This is a genomic window from Dactylosporangium darangshiense, assembly GCF_039537565.1.
Lineage (GTDB): Bacteria > Actinomycetota > Actinomycetes > Mycobacteriales > Micromonosporaceae > Dactylosporangium > Dactylosporangium darangshiense.
The window spans coordinates 47132-65679 of sequence record NZ_BAABAT010000051.1 but is presented as its reverse complement, the minus strand read 5'-3'; the positions used below and the strand labels follow the sequence as shown (position 1 = coordinate 65679).

The 18548-nt window shown below is 73.8% G+C and carries 15 protein-coding genes; 4 read left to right on the top strand and 11 right to left on the bottom strand.

Going from position 1 to position 18548, the window contains the following annotated elements; all coding sequences use genetic code 11:
• Positions 1–8: 8 nt before the first annotated feature.
• A complete protein-coding gene (locus tag ABD901_RS49250; protein WP_345139860.1) occupies positions 9–491 on the top strand; it encodes a flavin reductase family protein in 483 nt (160 codons plus the stop codon).
• Here ABD901_RS49250 and ABD901_RS49245 read toward each other — a convergent pair.
• Entirely contained in the window at positions 478–750 is a 273-nt protein-coding gene (locus ABD901_RS49245; protein ID WP_345139857.1) for a hypothetical protein, read from the bottom strand. The two genes, ABD901_RS49250 and ABD901_RS49245, sit on opposite strands and share 14 nt — an antisense overlap.
• Positions 751–1039: 289 nt before the next feature.
• Here ABD901_RS49245 and ABD901_RS49240 point away from each other — a divergent pair, with 289 nt between their 5' ends.
• Positions 1040–3004, top strand: a complete 1965-nt coding sequence (locus tag ABD901_RS49240) for a glycoside hydrolase family 99 protein (RefSeq protein ID WP_345139854.1) — start codon at positions 1040–1042, stop codon at positions 3002–3004.
• Between the two features lie 192 nt (positions 3005–3196).
• On the opposite strand, the gene ABD901_RS49235 is transcribed toward ABD901_RS49240, so the two are convergent.
• The 7 genes from ABD901_RS49235 to ABD901_RS49205 form a co-directional block, all read right to left on the bottom strand.
• A complete protein-coding gene (locus ABD901_RS49235; RefSeq protein ID WP_345139851.1) occupies positions 3197–3832 on the bottom strand; it encodes a response regulator in 636 nt (211 codons plus the stop codon).
• A complete protein-coding gene (locus ABD901_RS49230) occupies positions 3829–5010 on the bottom strand; it encodes a sensor histidine kinase (protein ID WP_345139848.1) in 1182 nt (393 codons plus the stop codon). Before ABD901_RS49230 ends, ABD901_RS49235 begins: the two co-directional genes overlap by 4 nt.
• 63 nt (positions 5011–5073) lie before the next feature.
• Positions 5074–5667 (bottom strand): carbohydrate-binding protein, encoded by a 594-nt coding sequence (locus ABD901_RS49225; protein ID WP_345139845.1) that lies wholly within the window; start codon positions 5665–5667, stop codon positions 5074–5076.
• 25 nt (positions 5668–5692) lie between these two features.
• On the bottom strand, positions 5693–7201 hold the full coding sequence (locus ABD901_RS49220; RefSeq protein WP_345139841.1) for a DUF1996 domain-containing protein: 1509 nt from the start codon (positions 7199–7201) through the stop codon (positions 5693–5695).
• A gap of 103 nt (positions 7202–7304) precedes the next feature.
• The gene (locus ABD901_RS49215) at positions 7305–8624 is read right to left on the bottom strand and encodes a L,D-transpeptidase (protein WP_345139838.1); all 1320 of its coding nucleotides are present in this window, start codon (positions 8622–8624) and stop codon (positions 7305–7307) included.
• Between the two features lie 41 nt (positions 8625–8665).
• Positions 8666–11221 (bottom strand): MFS transporter, encoded by a 2556-nt coding sequence (locus ABD901_RS49210; protein WP_345139835.1) that lies wholly within the window; start codon positions 11219–11221, stop codon positions 8666–8668.
• Between the two features lies 1 nt (position 11222).
• Positions 11223–12620 (bottom strand): FAD-dependent oxidoreductase, encoded by a 1398-nt coding sequence (locus tag ABD901_RS49205; protein WP_345139832.1) that lies wholly within the window; start codon positions 12618–12620, stop codon positions 11223–11225.
• A gap of 94 nt (positions 12621–12714) precedes the next feature.
• Here ABD901_RS49205 and ABD901_RS49200 point away from each other — a divergent pair, with 94 nt between their 5' ends.
• Entirely contained in the window at positions 12715–15708 is a 2994-nt protein-coding gene (locus tag ABD901_RS49200) for an ATP-binding protein (RefSeq protein WP_345139829.1), read from the top strand.
• Here the strand turns inward: ABD901_RS49200 and ABD901_RS49195 are convergent.
• The gene (locus tag ABD901_RS49195) at positions 15679–16185 is read right to left on the bottom strand and encodes a Clp protease N-terminal domain-containing protein (protein ID WP_345139827.1); all 507 of its coding nucleotides are present in this window, start codon (positions 16183–16185) and stop codon (positions 15679–15681) included. The two genes, ABD901_RS49200 and ABD901_RS49195, sit on opposite strands and share 30 nt — an antisense overlap.
• Positions 16186–16289: 104 nt before the next feature.
• On the opposite strand from ABD901_RS49195, the gene ABD901_RS49190 reads away from it, so the two are divergent.
• Positions 16290–17429 (top strand): FAD-dependent monooxygenase, encoded by a 1140-nt coding sequence (locus tag ABD901_RS49190; protein ID WP_345139822.1) that lies wholly within the window; start codon positions 16290–16292, stop codon positions 17427–17429.
• On the opposite strand, the gene ABD901_RS49185 is transcribed toward ABD901_RS49190, so the two are convergent.
• Together ABD901_RS49185 and ABD901_RS49180 are read right to left on the bottom strand one after the other, a co-directional pair.
• Positions 17426–17866, bottom strand: coding sequence for a TIGR03618 family F420-dependent PPOX class oxidoreductase (locus ABD901_RS49185; protein ID WP_345139819.1), 441 nt, complete (start codon positions 17864–17866; stop codon positions 17426–17428). The genes ABD901_RS49190 and ABD901_RS49185 overlap by 4 nt on opposite strands.
• A gap of 190 nt (positions 17867–18056) precedes the next feature.
• On the bottom strand, positions 18057–18548 hold the full coding sequence (locus tag ABD901_RS49180; protein ID WP_345139815.1) for a GNAT family N-acetyltransferase: 492 nt from the start codon (positions 18546–18548) through the stop codon (positions 18057–18059).

The window sequence follows — 18548 nt, the reverse complement described above, 5'->3', positions numbered from 1 at the left end:
TACCGAAGATGCCCACCACGACCACGATCGGCGCCGACCTGTTCCGATCGCTTCTGCGCCGGCACGCGGCCGGGGTCGTCGTCATCACCGCGGCCGGCGCCCGGCCCGCCGGCTTCACGGCCACGTCGTTCACGTCGGTGTCGCTGGACCCGCCGCTGGTGTCGTTCTGCCTCGACCGCCGCTCGTCGAGCTGGCCGACCCTGGAACGGGCCGAGTACGTCGGCGTGCACGTCCTCACCGAGGCCCAGGAGGAGCTCGCCCGGCGGTTCGCCACGAGCGGCATCGACCGCTTCGCCGCGCCGGTCGCGTGGCAGCCCGGCCCGCACGGCGTGCCGGTGCTGTCCGGCGCCCTCGCGGTCCTGGTGTGCCGCGTCGCCGACCGCGTGCACGCCGGCGACCACGCGATCGTGCTCGCCTCGCCCATCCACGGCGAGCACTCCGAGGGCGCGCCGCTGCTGTACCACGACGGCCGGTACCTCAAGGCCGCCTGAGTGTCGCCGCCGCCGCGGCGGCGGAGATCACGAGCAGCGCCGTCGCGGCCAGGAGGCGTAGCAGCAGGGTGTGCCACGCCGCCGTGAGCGCGTCGGCGGGTACCACGGCCGAGCCGGACAGCCGCGCGCTCAGCGTGCGCGGCACGTACGCCGCGATCGTCGCACACCCATCGAACAGCAGCCATGCGATCGCCGCCGCCGACAGGGCGGCGGCGATCGGCGGTATGAGCCTCCTGCGCATGCCCGTGGGGCGGGACATCCGGGGACCGGCGGTGGCACGGTGTACAAACGGCCATTGCGACAGAAGTTCGTCAAGAACTTGCGGAGGACATATCGAAGTATTGCGCTGGGAGCGCGACTGCTGGCAGGATTCCACGCCAGAAGCCGACATGTGGTCAGCACCGCCAACCGCGCGTGATCAACGCGTGGGCTGCTCAGTGCCGGTGTGCGGGTCCCGCCCGGCCCGCTTACCCGCCATGCCCTGTTCTCGTGCTTTTCGCGGTCCGCCAAGCCGCTCGACGAACGGGGCGACACCCCGAGGAGTCCACATGGGAGTTTCCCGCCGCTCCGTCATCGCCACCTCGCTCGCCGGTGCCGCCGCCGGCGCGCTGCCCCTCGCCGCCGCCACCGAGGCTGCCGCCGCCAGCCCGCCCGGCGACGTGGTCGGCAAGGTCACCGTCGGCTACCAGGGCTGGTTCGCCTGCATCGGCGACGGCGCGCCCATCAACGGCTGGTGGCACTACAGCCCGAACTGGTCGCAGGCGCCGGCGCCCGGTGCCTGTTCGATCACCTGCTGGCCCGACATGCGCGATTTCACGAAGGGGTACCGCAGCAACTTCGCCAACCTCGGCAACGGCCAGCCGGCGAACCTCTTCTCCTCCTACGACCAGCAGACGGTCGACACGCACTTCCGCTGGATGCAGCAGAACGGCTGCGACACCGCGGCGCTGCAGCGCTTCAACCCCAACGGCGGCGAGGGCGCGACCCGCGACGCGATGGCGCAGAAGGTCCGCTCCGCCGCGGAGGCGACCGGCCGCAAGTTCTACGTCATGTACGACGTCACGTGGTGGCTGAACATGCAGGGCGAGATCAAGACCGACTGGACGAACAAGATGTCGGCACACACGGCCTCCCCGGCGTACGCCCGCCAGAACGGCAAGCCCGTCGTGTGCATCTGGGGCTTCGGCTTCAACGACGACGGCCGCCCGTTCGCGCCGGCCGCGTGCCTGGACGTCATCAACTGGTTCAAGGCGCAGGGCTGCTACGTCATCGGCGGGGTGCCGACACACTGGCGCCTCGGCACGGACGACTCGCGGGCCGGGTACATCGACGTGTACCACGCCTTCAACATGATCTCGCCGTGGATGGTCGGGCGCATCAGCGACAACGCCGGCGCCGACTGGTTCTACACCAACCGCGTCCTGCCCGACCTCGCCGACCTCAACGCCCGGGGCATCGACTACCAGCCGTGCGTCATCCCCGGCGACCTCGCGGCCGGCCACCGCCGCCACGGCGAGCTCATGTGGCGGCAGTTCTACAACCACACCCGCGCGGGCGTGCAGAGCGTGTACATCTCGATGTTCGACGAGTTCAACGAGGGCAACCAGATCGCCAAGACCGCCGAGAGCGCCGCCTGGCAGCCCACGAACTCCGGCATGCGCGCCCTGGACGAGGACGGCACCCCGTGCTCGTCGGACTACTACCTGCGCCTGACCAACGACGGCGGCCGGATGCTGAAGGGTCAGGTCGCCCTGACCGACACGAGGTTCACGGTTCCGTTCCCGACCGGCCCCGACCAGACCGCCCCGTCGGTCCCCGGCTCGCTGCGCGTCACGGGCACCACGGACACGACCGTCGCCCTGGCCTGGAACGCCGCGACGGACAACGTCGGCGTGGCCGGCTACCGCGTCTCGCGCGTCTCCGGCTCCACGAGCACGGTCATCGGCACCACCACGACCCTGGCCTTCACCGCCACCGGCCTGACGGCCTCGACGTCGTACACGTTCACGGTCGCCGCCTACGACGCGGCCGGCAACGCCTCGGGCGCCTCGAACGCCGTCACCGCAACGACCTCCGCACCGCCGAACAACACCACGAACCTCGCCGCGGGCCGCCCGACCTCGGAGAGCAGCCACACCCAGGTGTACGGCAGCGGCAACGCCGTGGACGGCAACACCGGCACCTACTGGGAGAGCGCCAACAATGCATGGCCGCAGTGGCTGCAGGTCGACCTGGGCTCGGCGATGGCGACCCGTCGCATCGTGCTGACCCTCCCGCCGCAGTCCTCGTGGGCGACCCGCACCCAGACCATCGCGGTCAGCGGCAGCACCGACGGCGGCTCCTTCACCACGATCGTGGGCGCGGCCGGCTACACCTTCAACCCCGCCACCGGCAACACCGCGACGATCACGTTCCCGTCGACGGTGACGACGCGTTACCTGCGGCTCACGTTCACCGCGAACACCGGCTGGCCGGCCGGCCAGTGCTCGGAGTTCCGCGTCTACAACGGTTGATCCGCATCGAGAAACGGCTGATCCGCATCTACGGCGGCTGAGACGTCCGCGCCCGGTCACCGCCGAAGGCCGGGTGCGGATGGGGCCAGTGCCCGGACCCGACGCCGACGGGACCGGGATCGACACCATCCCCGAATGGCGGGTGGCGACCAGGCGTCCGGTCGCCACCCGCGCCGGGTCCGTGACGCAGCGTCACGAAGTCCAGCGTACGACCGCCTCCGTGCGGGTGCGGACCTGCAGCTTGGCGAAGACGTGGTTCAGGTGGTTCTTCACCGTCTTCTCCGTCAGGCGGAGGCGGTGGGCGATCGAGGCGTTCGTCAGGCCCTCGCACAGCAGGTTCAGCACGTCCTCCTCCCGGTCCGTGAGGCCGAAGCCGGTTCTGGCCCGGACCCGGGCGTGCTGCCGTGAAGCCTGGTCGCGGACCATCGACGCCGCCACCGAGGCCGCTCCGGGTGAGAGCCAGCCGCGGCCGCCCGCCACCTCACGCACGGCGCGCAGGAGCTCCGGGGGGTCGAACTCGCCGTGCACCAGGTAGCCGCGGGCGCCCTGGTGCAGCATGCCGGCGATCAGCACCGGGTCGTCGTCGCTGGTCAGGACCAGGACCGCGGTGTGCTGGGCGATCGCGTTCAGGACCGACAGGCCGTCGGCGATCGGCATGCGGTGATCCAGCAACGTCACCGTCGGGCGCAGGCGCCGTGCGGCGTGCAGGGCCTCGCGGCCGTTCGCGGCCTCGGCCAGGACGTCAAAACCGTCGTCGGTGTCCAGGATGCCGCGCAACGCCGAGCGCACGATCGGGTTGTCGTCCACGACCAGGACGCCGACGGTCACGGAACCGGCACCGTGACCGGGAGCGGGATGCGGACCGTGACCGTGGTGCCGGCGCCCGGCGAGGAGTCGATGTCCAGGGTGCCGCCGGCCGTGCGGGCGCGTTCCGTCATGCCGACGATGCCGAAGTGGCCGGCGGACTGCAGGCCGTGCAGCTGCCTCGGCATCGCGAAGCCCACGCCGTCGTCGGCGATGGCCAGCAACGCGCCGCGGCGGGTCGGGGCGAGGCGGACGTAGACGCGGCGGGCCCTCGCGTGGCGGGCCACGTTGGCCAGGGCCTCGCGCAGGATGCGGTTCAGCTCGTGGCAGACCTCGAGCGGCGGGTCGAGGTCTGCCAGGGCCGTGCTCACCGGGATGCCCGTCGTGTCGCTCCACGCGGCGCACACCTCGGCGACGCCCGAGGCGAAGTCGCGGTCGGCGACGTCCAGGCGCATCTCCTCGAGCAGCTCCCGGGCCTGGCGGGCGGCGGCCGTCGCGCCGGCCGCGACCGTGCCGGCCAGATGTTCGGCGAGGGCGGGCTGACGGCGCAGGGAAGAGGGCAGAGCCAATGCGGCCAAGGAAACGCCTCGCAATGTCTTGGTGACGGAGTCATGCAGTTCGCGGGCCAGCCGGGCCCGCTCGGACGCGGCGGCCGAGCGCTGGGCCGAGGCGACCAGCCGGGCGGACAGTTCCAGGTAGCGGGTCAACGCCGTCGTGGCCATCGCGGCGCCCACGCCGGCCAGGGCGCCGGCCATGGGGAAGGCGACCACGAACGCGGTGAGCTCCGGCGGCGCCTCGGTGCGGTGCAGGACCTCGGCGATGACCGTGTAGCCGAGGGCGGCTTGGGCGGCCCACACCGGCAGCGCCCGCAGGCCGAGCACCACGCCCGCGAGGGCGCCGGCGCCGGCGGCGTAGCAGAAGTAGGCGATGCCGCCGCGGCTGACGGCGAGCACCGCGAACAGGACCAGGAAGTCGGCGACCACCGCGACGACCGGGCGGGCGACGACGGCCGGCCACCGGGCCAGTAGCCCGAGTTGTACGGCCGTGGCCACAGCGATGAGGACGAGCACCGCGACGACCCGGGCTGGGTCGTCGACGAGCAGCAGGCCGGCCGCGGCCGCGGCCATCGCGGCGACCGCGCGGCCGATGAGGACCGCCCGGGCCAGCGCCGCCGCGGCGATCTCGCGGTCCGTACCGTACACCGGCCAGAGGCTACTGCGCGGAGATCGCTCCCAACGAACGCTTAAGCAGAACTTGAAGAAAACTCAAGCGATGACGATCTCGTCGAGGTCCGGTGCGGGTGCGTCGTCGTTGTACAGCCGCAGGCGCACCTCGCCCGCCGGGAGGTCGGCGGTGAAGTCGAAGGAGCGCGGCACGGTCCAGTCGGGGCCGTTCACGGGCCAGGTGCGGGCGGGCCCGCCGTTGACGCTGACCTTGATCGAGCGGGGGCCGTCGACCTCGTACCAGACCGTGACCTTGCGCGCACCGGCGACCGGCACGGTGACGCGGACCTCCAGGGCGCAGTCCGGGCAGAGGTAGCGCACCCGGTGCCCGCCGCGGCAGGTCGCGCACGCCACGACCGCCGCGCCGCCGGTGAGCCGGTTCGCGGGGTCCTCGGCCTGGACGCTGATCGGCGCGAACCCCGCCGGGACGAGGGCGCTGGCGAAACCGGAGGCGGCGCCTGAGGGGGTGGGTGTCGGCGCCGCCTCCGGGGACTTGCGGTGCGGGGCGATCAGCGGCGGCACGGCCACCGTCGCGGCGGCCATGCCGGCGGCGGCCAGCAGGAGCCCGATCCACTGCCGCGGCCGCCGCGGATGCGGACGGCCGCGCAGCGTTCGGGACGGGCCGGCGTCAGTCACCGGTCGACAATACAAACCAACGGGACTACGGCAGAACGTAGTTGTTGTTGAGGACGTACGGTGCCGGCTGCTGGTCGTCGCGGCCGTCGTGGCCCTGCGCGTCGCACTGCCGGGCCGCCACGATGCAGCCGTTGATCATCGCGGTCAGCGTCCGGTCGTCCCAGGCGTTGACGAAGTCGTAGTGGAAGGTCGGGCCGGCGCCGCTGGCGAAGTGCACCTTCGACATGTCCCCGTTGACCGGCCAGGCCATCTTGAACTCGAGCTTCGGCACCGCGACCGGGTGGTCGTCCGGGCACACCCAGCCCGACGCCGTGTGGGTGTCGATGGGGTACGCCATGTGGCTCTGATGATCCGGCGAGTCCAGGTGCAGCCCGTCCCAGCACGACGGCGCCTGGTAGCGGATGTTGAGCTTCACGCTGCGCTCGCTCGAGCAGGTCAGCGGGATGTTCTTGTTCTTGTAGCTGTCACCGCACTCGAAGCCCTCCTCCGTCGCGGCGAGGAACTTGTCGGCGTCGGTGTTCTTCGCGCTGCCCACGACGAAGCGCAGGCCCTTCGGGAAGGCGCGCACGCTGCGGTAGTCGGTCACGCCGGTCTTGTAGTAGATGGTCTGCAGGCCCTCGGGGTTGACGGCGGTGTCGCCGTTGAACAGCGTCGGCATCCAGTACGCCGACAGGTCACCCTTGGCCTTGCAGGTGGTCTGGCCCTTCGACAGCGACTCGACGGTGCTGGCCGCGTTCGTGGTCGTGTTGCCCATGAACGTGTGCAGGTGCGAGGCGCCCGGCAGGTTCGGGAAGACGATCGGGTCGTCGCCGAGGTTGGTCCGGCTGACCGAGCAGTTGGCCTGGAACTCATGGAAACCGCCCTTGTTCGGCGGTACCTCGTGCGAAGGCTTCACGTTGGTCACCGGGTTCGGCGCCATGATGTAGCCGGCGGCCCCGGTCGGGACCGGCCCGGCGCTGGACGGGGCCGGCGACGCGGTGCCCGAGGACGGCGGTGCGACCGTGGCGGTGGCCGGCGCCGAGGACTTCGCGAACACCTGGAACTCCCACAGCGAGTACCCGTACCCGGAGGACCGCGCGGTCCCGTACATGCGCACGTAGCGCGCCAGCCCGCTCACCGTCAGCGTCTGCCGGCCGCCGGTCCCGGTCGTGGTGCTGTACACGGTGGCCCAGTCCGCGCCGTCGAGCGACGTCTGGATCTGGAACGCGGTCGCGTAGGCCCGCTCCCAGTTCAGCACCACGCGGTCGAGCGACGCGGGCGCGCCGAGGTCGACCTGCAGCCACTGCGGGTCGCTGAAGGCGCTCGACCACCGGCTGCCGGTGTCGCCGTCGACCGCGGCCGAGGCCGGGAACGCGCGGCCCTCACTGGAGGAGGCCGTCGCCGGCTTGCCCTGGGACAGCGGCTTCTCGTCGGCGCCGGCCGGGCGCAGCAGCGGCCCGGTGGCGAACCAGCCGAGGAAGCCCAGGAGCGCGACCGCGATGCCGGCCAGCACGAACAGCCGCGATCGCGGCAGGCGTCGAAGGGACAGGGTCATGAAGAGTCTCCCGTAGGTTGTGCGCCGCGTCGCGGCGTCCGGGAAGGACGCTAACGACGCGGCCACCTACGGGCCTGGGCCTAAAGACCCAGGGCGGGGCCCATCAGGAGGACGCCGACGGCGAGGCGGATCCGGACGGGGAGGCGGAGCCGGACGGGGCGGGCGTCGCCGGAGCCTGGTACGGCACGGCGCTGCCCTTGACGTAGTCCTCGAAGGAGATGTCCCAGTCGGTCCAGCCGTTGGTCCACTTCACGTGTTCCTCGGTGTTGCGGATGATCACCGGGTCGCCGATGAGCGTCTGCTTCCACAGCCACTCGGCGTTGGCGGGGGACAGGTTGGTGCAGCCGTGCGAGACGTTGCGCTTGCCCTGGTCCCCGACGGACCACGGCGCCGAGTGCAGGTACTCCCCGTCCCAGGTGAGCCGCTGCGGCCAGTACACCTTCAGCCGATACCCGGCGTCGCTGTCCGACGGCACGCCGAACGTGGAGGAGTCGAACCACTCCCACTCGTTCTTGATCATGATGATGAAGTGGCCGCTGGCCGACGGGTTGGCGGGCCGGCCGTTGCTCACCGGGCAGGTGCGCAGGACCTGGCCGTCCTGCGTGACCGTCATCTGGTGGGTCTTGTTCTCCACCTCCATGACGAACTTCCGCCCGACGGTGGCGCTGGTGGTGAGGTCGCGGTCGGCATACCACTTCCCGCCGATCGGCAGCCCGCCGATCGGCGCGTTCAGCGTCAGCTTGGTGCCCGGCTGCCAGTACTCCTTGGGCCGGAAGTGCACCTCCTTGCCGCTGAACCAGTTCCAGGCGCCCTCCTGCGGCGGGTCGCTGACCACGCTGAGGCGCTTCTGCAGGGCGGCGCGCTGGTCCTTTGCGACGTCGACGCCGAAGTTGATGATGAACGGCATCCCGACGCCGACCGTCTGGCCGTTGTTGACGACCCCGGTCACCTTGGCGAGGCTGCCGGGCTTCTTCATCGTCGTGAACGCGGCGGTGGCGGTGGTGGTCTTGCCGTCGGCGCCGGTCACGGTGACGCGGGCCTCATATGGGGTGGCGTACTTCAGCTGCCGCGCCGGCATCCACACCCCGGTGCTCGAGTGCGGCACCCCGGCGATCTGCTCGCCGCCGGCGTCGACGAACACCACATCCGTCTTCGTGGCGTTACCGACGGTGCACGCGACCTCCATGGCGGCGGGCACGTTGGCGGCGCCATTGGCCGGCGCGGTGATCTGCACCGTCGCCGGCGGTGGCGCGGACGGGCTCGGTGAGGCCGAGGCCCCGCTCGACGAGCCGGACTGGCCGGCCGCGTCCTGCTCGGGCTCGCAGGCGGCGAGCGTCACGGCGCCGGCCGCGCCCGCGGCCAGCAGGAACGACCGGCGGCTGGCGCGGCCGAAGGACAACCTGGGCCGAACGTCACGTTGCATGGCGATCGCCTTTGACCTGAGGGATGAATTGCGAAAGTGTACTAGACCGGCGCCCGTCCGACCGCCCCTGCACTGAGCGCCACCAGCAGGGCCAGGGCGGCGGGAATGGCCAGGGCGACCGGGAGCGTCACGGCCCGCGTGGCGGCGCCGATCAGCACCGGGCCGGCCAGGAAGCCGGCGTACCCCATGCTCACCGCCACCGACAGTGCGCGGGCGGGCCGGGCGGGGTTGCGTGCGGTCGCGGCGGAGAACACCTGCGGCGCCACGCACGACAGGCCGGCGCCCAGGCAGGCGAAGCCCGCGACGCCGGCGTAGCGGTGGTCGGCGAGCAGGGCGACGCCCAGGCCGGCGGCGGCGAGCAGGCCGCCGAGGCGCACGAGGCGGACCGGGCCGAGCAGCGCGGTGAGGCGGTCGCCGACGACCCGCCCGGCGGTCATCGCGATCGCGAACGCGGCGTAGCCCGCGGCGGCGAAACCGGCGGTGCCGCCGAGGTTGTCGCGCAGGTACACCGCGCTCCAGTCGGCGGCGGCGCCCTCGCCGACGAGGGCGCAGAACGCGAGCCCGCCGAGGACGAGCACGCCGTCGAGCCGGGCACCGCGCGCGTCGCCGACGGCGCCGGCGTGCTCGGCCGGCGGCTCGGGGGCGAGCCAGACGAGGGCCCAGGCGGCCAGCGCGGTCGTGAGGGCGCAGACGATGAGGAACGTGCCGGGCACGCCGAGGCCGAGGTGCGCGCACAGCCCGCCGAGCGCGGCGCCGGCGAAGCCGCCGATGCTGTACACGGCGTGGAACGACGAGATGATCGGCCGCCCGTACGCCCGCTGCACCCCGAGCGCGTTGGCGTTCATGGCGACGTTGAGCACGCCGTGGTTGGCGCCGAACACGACCAGCGCGACGGTCAGCAGCGCGAGGGTGGGCGCGTAGGCGGCGGGCAGCAGCAGCACGCCCTCGGCGAGGGCGGTCGGCGCGGCGACGCGGACGCTGCCGAAGCGGTCGACGAGCCGGCCCGCGCCCATCTGCCCGGCGATCGCACCGGCGGCCAGGCCCAGCAGCGCGACGCTGAGGTGGAAGTCGTCGACGCCGAGGTGGTGCTTGACCGCCGGCACCCGCGCGGTCCACGCCCCGAGGGCGGCGCCGAAGAGCAGGAACAGCAGGCACCCGGCGAACCGCGCGCGCCGAAGGTCAACTGGCACACCGCACCGTACCCCGCACGGCGCTACACGGGCAGCCCGCAAGCCTCCGCGATGCGCAGCGCGCCCGGCAGGTCGCCGGCGCGGGCGAACCGGGCGGCGGCCTTGCGCGCGACGGCATGGCGGGCGGTGACATCGGGCGCCGCGGCGAGGACGGCGGCAAGGAGATCGTCGTCGACCGCCTCTTTCGACAGTGCCGACGCCGGCGTCGACGAGGATGGGCGGGTTCCAGGACAGGCGCCCGCGCAGCGCCGGGACGCGCGCGCCGGCGAGCTCGGCCCGCAGCGCCGGGTCGGCGAGCCGGTGGAGCAGCAGCAGCGCCTCGGTGACGACGGCGGCGAGCTCCTGCGCGATGACGGCAGGCCCGGCGAGGACGTCGGCGATCGCCCGCAGCCGCTCGGGGGTCGCCTCGGCCGGCCGGTCGGCGAGCCACCGCAGGATCTCCAGTGCGAGAGGTGCGGGGCCGTGGTCGACGATGCGGCAGTCCTTCATCCCCGTCGCCGTGGCGATGGCGTCGTCGGCGAGGCCGCGGCGCAGCGCCAGCGACGCGAGCCGGTGCTTCCACACCATCTGGGCGTCGCGGCTGCGGTCGGCCTTCGGCGCCTTGCGGAAGGCGGCGTGCACCTTGGCCAGCCCGGCGTCGTCGGCGATGTCCGCCAGGCCGAGCAGGGCCCGCTGCCGCTGCCACGGCCCGATCCGGGTCGTGAGCTCGAGGGCTTCGCCGAGCCGGCCGGCGCGGGCGAGGGCCGCCGCCAGCCGCGGGCCGTCGTAGTCCTCGACCCGGTCGCAGCGCCGGTCGACCTCGGCGAGGCCGAGCGGGGCGAGCAGCGCGGCGGCGGCGGCGAGGCGGTGCCCGTCGGCGTACTCGCTCTCGGCGAGGACCGCCGCCCACCGGTCGAGGGTCTCGCCAGCGTCGCGCCCCAAGTCGGCGGCGACCGTCTCGGCCAGGCCCGCCAGGACGGCGGAGACGCGGACCGGGCGGTACCCGCCGCCGCGGTAGGTGCGCTCGTGGTCGGTGGGCGCGAGGGCGGCGCGCAGCATCGCCTCCTCGTCGTCCGGCCCGCCGGTCACGCAGCGCGCGAACACGCCCGCCACGATGTCGTCGGGGTGGTCGCCGAGCTGGTCGCGGAACCTGGCGTACACGTGCGGGCTCTTGAGCAGGCCCTCGAGCACCTCCGCCGGCGGCAGCACGGCCAGGATCCGCGGCCCGTCCTCGGCCAGGCCCGGCGGCGGGCGCTCGGCCCCGCCGAGGTCGCCCAGCAGGGCCCGCGCCGCGCCCTCGCGGTCCCCGGCGTCGGAGCGGGCGGCGAGCCAGCGGATGCGGTCGTCGGGGTCGAAGTACGGCCGCTCGGGCAGGGTGCCGGACAGCGCCGCGACGATCGCACCCGCCGTCAGGGTTTGCAACCTCACCTCAGATCCGCCCGAGCAGGCGCAGGCGCAGGGCACGCAGGACCACGCCCGGCTTCGCCAGCGACGACGGGTGCGCCTCCATCGCCGTGACGCTGTTGAGGCGCCGGCACGTCGGCTCGTCGGTCATCGAGGCGCGCAGCAGCAGCTCGCTCGCCCAGCGGATCACCTTGTAGCCCGGCGGGTGGCCCTCGGTGATGTGCGGCAGGCCGAGGTCGGCGAACGTCGAGACCTGCCACGCGGCGTCGACGATGACGCGGACCCGGTCGAAGTACGCCTGGGCGGGCTCCTCGGCCACGTCCGGCCCGGTCTGCAGCCAGGCCGACAGGCACGAGGCGTGCAGCATCGCCGACGTCATGCCCTGCCCGTACACCGGGTTGAACGACGCCACCGCGTCACCGGCGGCGACGAGCCCCGCCGGCAGCCGGTCCACGGCATGGAAGTCGCGGCGCCGGCTGTCGGCCTGGTGATAGGTGATGACGCCGCCGATCATCCGGCCCCGCTCGGCGATGTCGCCGAAGACCTTCGGGAAGTGCTCGCGGCAGCGGGCCGCGTACTCGTCGGCGTCGCGCGACGGGCGGTCCTCGTCGTAGCCGGCGACGAGCATCAGCCACCGGTCGCCCTCCACGCCCAGCACGCCGCCGATGCGCGCCACCCGACCCTCGCCCGGCGTGATCTGCGCGATGGAGGCCCACGCGTCGCTCACGGACTCGTCGCGCTCGTACAGCGCGGAGGCGTAGTTGAGCTTGATCGGCATCCGCTGCATGGGCGCGCGCGGCCAGCCGTGCTCCTCGAGCCAGTCGTTGAGCCGGCTCGAGCGGCCCATCGCGTCGACGACGAGCCCGGCCTCGACGTCGACGGCCTCCTCCTCGCCGTCGGGCACGTAGCGGGCGCCGCGCACGCCGTCCTCGCCGAACAGCAGGCCCTCGGCCCGGCCGAACGCCATGCGCACGTTGTCGATCGCGAGGACCCGGCGGCGTACCTGCGACTCCAGGAACGGCCGCGTGGTGATGAGCATCGGGCGCTCCCGCGCCGGGTCGGGGACCTGGCGCAGCTCGTCGTTGATGAACACCTGCCCGTCGTTGCGCCCGAAGTCCGGCGCGCCGGCGGCGACCGCCTCGAGCGTGAACCCGGGGAACCACCGCTCCAGCTGCGTCTGCCCGGCCGGCAGCAGCGCGTGCACCTGGGTGCCCTGCGGCACGCCCGGCCGCGGCCCGGCCCCTTCGGTCGGGTCGCGCTCGACGATCAGCACCTCCTCCGCGTGGTCGCTGAGCACCCGTGCCGCCATCAGCCCGGCCATGCTGCCGCCGAGCACGACGGCCCGGCGCATGAGGATCCGGGGCGGTCCGGGCGGCTCCGGCGTGCTGATCCGGGCAAAGACCTGCGATGCGGAAGGCGCCATGTGATCGATACTAACTGTGTAAATATTCACCGATGGAACTGTGTCGTCCGACCGGCGCGGACGTGCGCGAACCGCGGCTGTGCACAATGGCCTGATGCGCTTCGCGATCCTGGGCCCGCTCGAGGTCCGCGACGACGCGGGGCGGCCCGTGGCGGTCGGCGGCCCGAAGCCGCGGGCGCTGCTCGTGCGGCTGCTGCTCGCCGCCGGACACGTCGTGCCCGCCGACGGCCTGGGCGGCGACACCGCCAACGCGGTGCAGGCGCAGGTGTCGCGGCTGCGGCGGGCGCTGCCGTACGAGGCGATCGAGTTCACCGGCGGCGGCTACCGCATCGTCGTCGACCCGCAGGACGTCGACGTCCACCGCTTCGACGCCCTCGCGCGGGACGGCCACCGCCTGCTCGCGGCGGGCGATTTCAAGACCGCGGCATTGGTACTCCACGAGGCGCTGAACCTCTGGCGCGGACCCGCCCTGGCGGACCTGCCGGACGCCGGCGCGCAGGTCGCGCGGCTGGAGGAGGCCCGGCTCGCGGCCGCCGAGGACCTCGCCGAGGCCGAGCTGGCGCTGCCCGAGGGCACCCCCATCGGTGCGCTGCGCCGCCTCGTCGCCGAGCACCCGTTCCGGGAGCGCCTGCGCGGGCAGCTCATGCGCGCGTTGCACGCGGCCGGGCGCACCGCCGAGGCCCTCGCCGAGTTCGACGACGCCCGCCGCCTGCTCGCCGCCGAGCTGGGCGCGGACCCGTCGGCGGAGCTGGCCGCGCTGCACCTGAGCATCCTGCGCGCGCAGGCTCCCCCGCCCGCCCGCAGTACCCTGCCCGCGCCGCTGACCCGGCTCATCGGGCGGGAGGCGGAGCTCGACCGGCTCGCCGGCCTGCGCGGCGCCCGGCTCGTCACGCTGCTCGGCCCGGGCGGCGCCGGCAAGACCCGCCTCGCGCTCGAGGCCGCCGCCCGCGACGGCCGGGAGGCCGGCCTCGTGGACCTGTCGCGGGTCGAGGACGGCGCCCTCGTGCCGCACGCCGTGGCCGGCGCCCTCGGGCTGCGCGCGGCCGGCCTCGCACCCGCCGGCGGCGACGCCGACCCGGTGCGTCCCCTCGCCGCCGCCCTCGCCGACCGGGAGCTGCTGCTCGTCGTCGACAACTGCGAGCAGGTCCTCGACGCCGTCGCCGGCCTGCTGCGCACCCTGCTCGCCGAGTGCCCGGGCCTCGCCGCGCTCGCCACCAGCCGCGAGCCGCTCGGCCTCACCGGCGAGGTCCTCGTCCCGCTCGGGCCGCTGCCGCCCGAGCCCGCGGTGCGGCTCTTCGCCGAGCGGGCCGCCGCCGTGCGCGCCGGGTTCACCGTCGACGACACCAACGCCGAGGCGGTACGCCGCATCTGCGACCTGCTCGACGGCCTGCCGCTGGCCATCGAGCTCGCCGCGGCCCGGCTGCGCCAGCTCACCGTCGCCGAGCTCGCCGAGCGCCTCGCCGGCCACGAGCACTTCGCCGTGCTGTCCCGCGGCGACCGCACCGCCGCCGGCCGGCACCGCACCCTGCGCGCCGTCGTCGACTGGAGCTGGCAGCTGCTCGGCGACGACGAGCGCGCCCTGGCGCGGCGCTTCGCGGTCTTCGGCGGCGGCGCCACCCGCGCATCCGTCGAGGAGGTCTGCGGCGCTGGCGAGGATCTCCTGGCCGACCTCGTCGACCGGTCGCTGCTGTCGGTGCGCGACGGGCGGTACCGGATGCTGGAAACGATCTTGCTCTTCTGCCGCGAGCGGCTGGCCGAGGCCGGCGAGGAGCCCGCGCTGCGCGCCGCACACGCGGCCTGGTGCCTGGCGCTGGCCCGCCGCGCCGACCCGCACCTGCGCCGCGCCGAGCAGCTGGAGTGGCTCGCCCTGCTCTCGGCCGAGCACGAGAACCTCATGTCGGCGCTGCGCTGGAGCGCCGCCAACGACCGCGACACCGCGCTGCGCCTCATCGCCGCCCTGGCCGCGTACTGGTGGCTCGGCGGCCGCCGCGGCGAGGTCCCCTCCCTGGCCGCCCGCGTCCTCGACTCGGTGCCGGACGGCCCGCCGGAGGGCCTGGAGGAGGAGTACGTCAGCTGCGTCGTGCACGCCGAGTCGTTCGCATCGCCGCAGGCCCGCCGCCGCGCCGACGCCGTCATGACGACGCTGGACCGCCCGCTGCGCCACCCCTTCGGCGCCGCCGTATGGGGCATGTCCCGCGAGGCCGGCGTAGACGACGAGCCGTCACCGGCCCTGCTCGGCACCGACCCGTGGAACGCGGCCCTGCAACGCCTCGGCGCCGCGCTGCTCGCCGTGCTCGGCGGCCGCCCCGGCGACGCGGAGCTGAGCGCCGTCCTGGTCGAGTTCCGCGCCCTCGGCGAACGCTGGGGCAGCGCGCAGGCCCTCGACTGGCTGGCACACCTGGCCGGCTGGCGCGGCGAGTGGTCGCGCGCGCACGAGCTGTGGGCGGAGGCGCTGGCCGCCCTCGACGAGCTCGGCGCCGCGCAGGAGACCGCCGACGTGCTGTGCCGCCGCGGCGACTGCCGCACCCGCCAGGGCGACCTCGCCGGCGCCGAGACCGACTACGTTTGCGCTGCGTACCTCGGCCGCCGGGCGGGCCGCCCCGGCACCGCGCTCGCCGAGCTGGGCCTTGCCGAGGTGGCCCGGCACCGCGGCGACCTGGACGCCGCCGCCGGCCACCTGGCCCTCGCCCTGTCCCACGCGAACGAGGGCGACCTCGGCGCCTTCTACATCCGCTCGTCCATCCTCACCGCACACGCCCGCCTCGCCGAGGCCCGCGGCCGCCCGGACGAGGCACTGCGCCGGCACGAGCAGGCCCTGGAGGCCGCGCGGGCCGCGCCGCTGAGCGCCGGCCTGGCCGACGCCACCGACGGCCTGGCCGGCTACCACGCCCTGACCGGCGACGGCACCGAGGCCGCCCGCCTGCTCGGCGCCGCCACGGCGTTGCGCGGCACCGCGGTGGCCGGCGACCCGAACGTGGCCGCGACGGCCGCCCGTGCGCGGGACCTCATCGGCGGGCCCGCCTTCGCCGAGGCCTACTCGGCCGGCCTCCGCGCCGGTTCAGGGACCCCAGACGCAGAACACGAATAGGACCGCGACGAGCAGCACCAGCAGGGCGATCGCGACCGGCCGCGGCATCTTCGGCTTCGGCTTCGCCGCGGGCCGCTCGATCCCGATCCCTCCGTGCAGCCCGGCGAGGAGGTCGTCGACGGACTCGGCGGTGGCGCCGCGCTCGGCGAGCCGCGCCACGATGTCCTGCGGCCCGGTGCGCACCAGCGCGGCGAGCAGGTGCTCGGTCCCGACGTGCTCGGCGCCCTCCCGCTGCGCGAGGGCCGCCGCCTCCTCCAGCAGCGCCCGCGACGCGTCGTCGAACGGCACGTGCTGGTCCCCGGGCACCAGGGTCTTCTCGGCCGGCGGGCCGTGCCACAGCGGCGCGGTGTTGCCCGGCGCGTCCTGCACCGCCGCCGCCATGTCCTCGAGGGTCATCCGCGCGCGGCCCCCCGCCCGGGCCAGGCCCGGCAGCTGCTGGAGCACGTCGCGGGCCTCGATCGTGGTGCGCTCGAACACGACCGCCTTTCTACCCCACCGGCACGAGCGCCCGAGCGGCGCCCCGGCGGCGTTGTCAGCCGATTGGTCGTGGGCTGTCAGCGGTACCCCCGAGTGTTCAGGCCATGAAGAACACGACGGTCCTCATCTCCGGCGCCAGCATCGCCGGCCCCGCTCTCGCCTTCTGGCTCGCCCGGTACGGCTGCACCGTCACCGTCGTCGAGCGCGCCACCGAGCTGCGCGGCGGCGGCCAGGCGGTCGACTTCAAGGGCGAGACCCACCGCACCGTCCTGTCCCGGATGGGCATCCTCGACGACGTGCGCGCCCTGCAGACCGGCGGCCACGACCAGACCATCATCGACGCCACGGGCCGCGGCCTCGCCGTCATCCCCGGCGAGTTCACCGGCGGCGAGATCGAGATCCGCCGCGGCGACCTGTCCCGCCTGCTCTACGAGCGCACCGCGGCCGACTGCGAGTACCTCTTCGGCGACACCATCACGTCGCTGACCGACACCCCGGGCGGCGTCCACGTGACGTTCGCCGGGTCGGCCCCGCGCACGTTCGACATCGTCGTCGGCGCCGACGGCATCCACTCCAACGTCCGCCGCCTCGCCTACGGCCCCGAGCCCGACTACGTCAAGTTCCTCGGCCACTACTACGCCCTCGTCGAGCTCGGCGCCGAGGGCGAGCCGGTCATGTACAACGAGCCCGGCCGCATGGTCGCGCTCGGCGGCCCGAAGGCCCCCGCGTTCTTCGTGTTCGCCTCGCCGGAGCTGCGGTACGACCGCTACGACCCCGACGCCCAGAAGGCCGTCCTGCGCGAGGCCTACCGCGGCGGCAACTGGCGCATCCCCGAGCTCATGTCCGGCCTGGACACCGCGACCGACATCTACCTGGACTCCCTCAGCCGCTCGGAGGTCCCCACGTACGCCAAGGGCCGCGTCGCCCTGCTCGGCGACTCGGCCTACGGCAACACCCTGGGCGGCTTCGGCACCGGCCTGGCCGTCGTCGGCGCCTACGTGCTCGCGGGCGAGCTCCACGCCGCCGGCGGCGAGCACCGCGCCGGTTTCGCCGCGTACGAGGCCGCCTTCCGCGGCTACGCGAAGATCGCCCGCCAGGGCAGCGCCGGCCCTTTCCTGGCCCCCGGCACCCGGGCCCGCATCGCGATGCGCAACTGGACGTTCCGCTCCCCGTGGCTGCTGAAGATGCTGCTCAAGGCCACGGACAAGTTCGCAACGGGCATCGACCTGAGGACGTACCCCTAGACCCCGGCAACCCGCTCGGGCCGCACGAGGATCGCCACTCGCCCTTCGGCGGCCATCACCCGGTCGTACTCCTCGAGATCGGGATGCACCCCGCCGGCCGCGTGGTAGATCTCCCGCAACAGCAGCCGCAGCTGCTCCGCGTCGACGTCCCCGGGCCCGATCACCTCGGCGGCCCCGCTCACCGACACCCACTCCCACCCACCGCGGAACACGAGCGTCGCGCGGCTCCGATGCCTCAGGTTGGCCAGCCGCGCGGCGCTCGGCTGCGAGACGATCCCGAGCACCGGCTCCCCGTCCCGCGGATGGGGGAGGATGCCGGCGTTGACCACGGACGTGGACGGCTCCCCATCGCCGCGCACGGTCACGACAACGGCAAGCCAGTGCTCCCGCTCGGCAATCTCTCTGACCCTGCGCAGCCCGTCCTCAATCGACGCCATGTAGCGGAGCCTATCCCGCTAGGCTTTCCGGTCCCGGCTGATGCTGAACATTCGCGTCGCACCTGATGTCTCACGTGTCCACCGCGACCCGCTGGAGCCGGCATCGGTCGGTGACGGTGGGCGCGCCCTCGTCGCGGCCAGAAGCGTGCTCGGCAATGATGGTGACGTAGCGTTCGCCTCCGGCCGGCATTCAGCCAAGCGTCTTTTCCATGACGTCTTCGTGGCGAACTCCATCGGGCATGACGTCACCCAGGACTCCGGTGCCGACGAACCCACAACGCCGGTAGAGCCTCTCGGCAGCCTCGTTGCCTTGCATGACGGACAGCCGCAGAACCTTGGCCTGCCCCTGCCTAGCCCATTCCTCGACCCCTTGGATCAACCGATCGCCGACGCCGCGGCCCCGAGCCGGCGGACTGACCCACATCGAGATCAGCTCGACCACGCCCGGCTCATCGGCGGGCACACCGCTTGCCATCCCAACAGGCTGTTCGTCCAGCAGGGCGACGACGTTATACGAACCGGGCAGCGCCAGCCGGTCGCGCCACCGCTCGGCACGGTCGCCCTCGCCCTGCCAGTCAGCCAACCGCGAACCGAATGCGTACGGCGCCTCCGCCAAGGCCGCAAGCCTCAACCTCCGCCAGACCTGCCAATCGTCGGGGCTGAGCACACGTAGCTTGATCAC

Coding starts and splice junctions, on each gene's coding strand:
- ABD901_RS49215 (WP_345139838.1), bottom strand. CDS start 8,624: ATGCAACGTGACGTTCGGCCCAGGTTGTCCTTCGGCCGCGCCAGCCGC.
- ABD901_RS49200 (WP_345139829.1), top strand. CDS start 12,715: ATGCGCTTCGCGATCCTGGGCCCGCTCGAGGTCCGCGACGACGCGGGG.
- ABD901_RS49250 (WP_345139860.1), top strand. CDS start 9: ATGCCCACCACGACCACGATCGGCGCCGACCTGTTCCGATCGCTTCTG.
- ABD901_RS49220 (WP_345139841.1), bottom strand. CDS start 7,201: ATGACCCTGTCCCTTCGACGCCTGCCGCGATCGCGGCTGTTCGTGCTG.
- ABD901_RS49185 (WP_345139819.1), bottom strand. CDS start 17,866: ATGGCGTCGATTGAGGACGGGCTGCGCAGGGTCAGAGAGATTGCCGAG.
- ABD901_RS49205 (WP_345139832.1), bottom strand. CDS start 12,620: ATGGCGCCTTCCGCATCGCAGGTCTTTGCCCGGATCAGCACGCCGGAG.
- ABD901_RS49190 (WP_345139822.1), top strand. CDS start 16,290: ATGAAGAACACGACGGTCCTCATCTCCGGCGCCAGCATCGCCGGCCCC.
- ABD901_RS49240 (WP_345139854.1), top strand. CDS start 1,040: ATGGGAGTTTCCCGCCGCTCCGTCATCGCCACCTCGCTCGCCGGTGCC.
- ABD901_RS49245 (WP_345139857.1), bottom strand. CDS start 750: ATGTCCCGCCCCACGGGCATGCGCAGGAGGCTCATACCGCCGATCGCC.